Annotated in this window: 2 protein-coding genes; both read left to right on the top strand. The window is 64.4% G+C overall.

Going from position 1 to position 1,917, the window contains the following annotated elements:
- Positions 1-139 precede the first annotated feature (139 nt).
- Positions 140-742: an aminoacyl-tRNA hydrolase gene (pth, locus tag Q8R73_RS11655; protein ID WP_305719696.1), complete on the top strand. Its 603-nt coding sequence runs from the start codon at positions 140-142 to the stop codon at positions 740-742.
- Between the two features lie 145 nt (positions 743-887).
- Positions 888-1,917: redox-regulated ATPase YchF (gene ychF / locus Q8R73_RS11650; RefSeq protein WP_305719695.1), on the top strand; the 1,030-nt coding region annotated here is incomplete at its 3' end.

The raw sequence follows: 1,917 nt of genomic DNA, 5'->3' as shown, positions 1-1,917 counted from the left end.
TGCGGCTGGTGCCGCGGCGGCTCCCGCGGCGGGGGCTGCTCCCGCGGCCGGCGCCAAGGCGCCCGCGGCCGGCGCGAAGGCTCCGGCAGCGAAGCCCGCCGGCGACAAGAAGAAGTAAGCGAACGCGGGATGCCGCGTCATGCGACTGTTCGTGGGTCTCGGCAATCCCGGTGCGAAATACGCGCATAACCGGCACAATATCGGCTTCATGGCCGTCGATGAAATCGCGCGGCGTCATGGTTTCGCACCATGGCGCCGACGCTTTCAGGGCGAGACCGCGGAAGGCACGCTCGAGCGCGAACGCGTGGTGCTGCTGAAGCCGATGACCTTCATGAACGAGTCCGGCCGCGCGGTGCAGGAAGCCGCCGGTTTCTTCAAGCTGGCGCCCGGCGAGATCACCGTGTTTCAGGACGAGCTCGAACTGCCCGATGGCAAGGTGCGGATCAAGGTCGGCGGCGGCATTGCCGGCCACAACGGCCTGCGCTCGATCTCTGCGCATATCGGCAACGAGTATCGGCGGGTGAGGATCGGGATCGGTCACCCCGGCGTCAAGGAACTGGTGCACGGCCACGTGCTGTCGGATTTTTCAAAGAGCGACCGGCCCTGGGTGGTGGCGCTGTGCGAGGCGATGGCCGAGAACGCCGGGCTGCTCGCCACCGAGAAGGACTCGACGTTCCAGAACAGGGTGCATCTGGCGCTGCAGGCCAAGGGATTTTTCGAAGACAAGGAAGACAAGAAGTAACGCTCGTCATCAAGTAACGCTCGTCATCGCCGGACTTGATCCGGCGATCCATCCCTTCAAAGAAGATGGATACGCGGGTCAAGCCCGCGTATGACGACCTCGAATCAATTCACGCACCGTTGCGGTGCGCAGATCGGAAGCTGCGATGGGATTCAAATGCGGTATCGTCGGATTGCCCAATGTCGGCAAGTCGACGCTGTTCAACGCGCTGACGGAGACGGCGGCGGCGCAGGCGGCCAACTATCCGTTCTGCACCATCGAGCCGAATGTCGGCGAAGTCGCGGTGCCGGATCCCCGGCTCGACAAGCTCGCGGAGATCGCCAAGTCGGGGCAGATCATCCCGACCCGGCTGACGTTTGTGGATATCGCGGGCCTGGTGCGCGGCGCCTCGCAGGGCGAGGGCCTCGGCAACCAGTTTCTCGCCACCATCCGCGAGGTCGATGCGATCGCCCATGTGGTGCGCTGCTTCGAGGATTCCGACATTACCCATGTCGAGGGCAAGATCGCGCCATTGGCCGACATCGAGACCATCGAGACCGAGCTGATGCTGGCCGATCTCGACAGCCTGGAAAAGCGCGTCGACAATCTCACCAAAAAGGCCAAGGGCAACGACAAGGACGCCAAGGAGCAGCTCGAACTCGTCAACCGGGCGCTGGTGCTGCTGCGCGAGGGCAAGCCGGCGCGGTTTCTTTCGCGAAAGCCCGAGGAGGAGCGCGCCTTCGGCATGCTGGGATTGCTGACCTCGAAACCCGTGCTCTATGTCTGCAATGTCGAGGAGGGCGCGGCCGCCACAGGCAACGACTTTTCAAAGGCGGTGATGGAACAGGCGAAAAAGGAGGGCGCGGTCGCCGTCGCCATTTCCGCCAAGATCGAATCCGAGATCGCGACGCTGTCGCGGGCGGAACGCGCCGAATTTCTCGATACGCTCGGCCTCGAGGAAGCCGGTCTCGACCGCCTGATCCGCGCCGGCTACCAGCTGCTCGACCTCATCACCTATTTCACGGTGGGGCCGAAGGAGGCGCGGGCCTGGACCATTCACCGCGGCACCAGGGCGCCCGCCGCGGCCGGCGTCATCCATACCGATTTCGAAAAGGGCTTTATTCGCGCCGAGACCATCGCCTATGAGGATTACGTCACGCTCGGCGGCGAATCCGGCGCCCGCGATGCCGGCAAGC

The organism is Bradyrhizobium sp., assembly GCF_030697065.1.
Taxonomy (GTDB): Bacteria; Pseudomonadota; Alphaproteobacteria; order Rhizobiales; family Xanthobacteraceae; genus Bradyrhizobium.
The sequence above is the reverse complement of the archived record's forward strand: the minus strand, read 5'-3'. Positions and strand labels throughout refer to the sequence as shown.

Excerpts from the sequence above, each read along its gene's own strand:
- pth (WP_305719696.1), top strand. The coding sequence starts at position 140 with ATGCGACTGTTCGTGGGTCTCGGCAATCCCGGTGCGAAATACGCGCAT.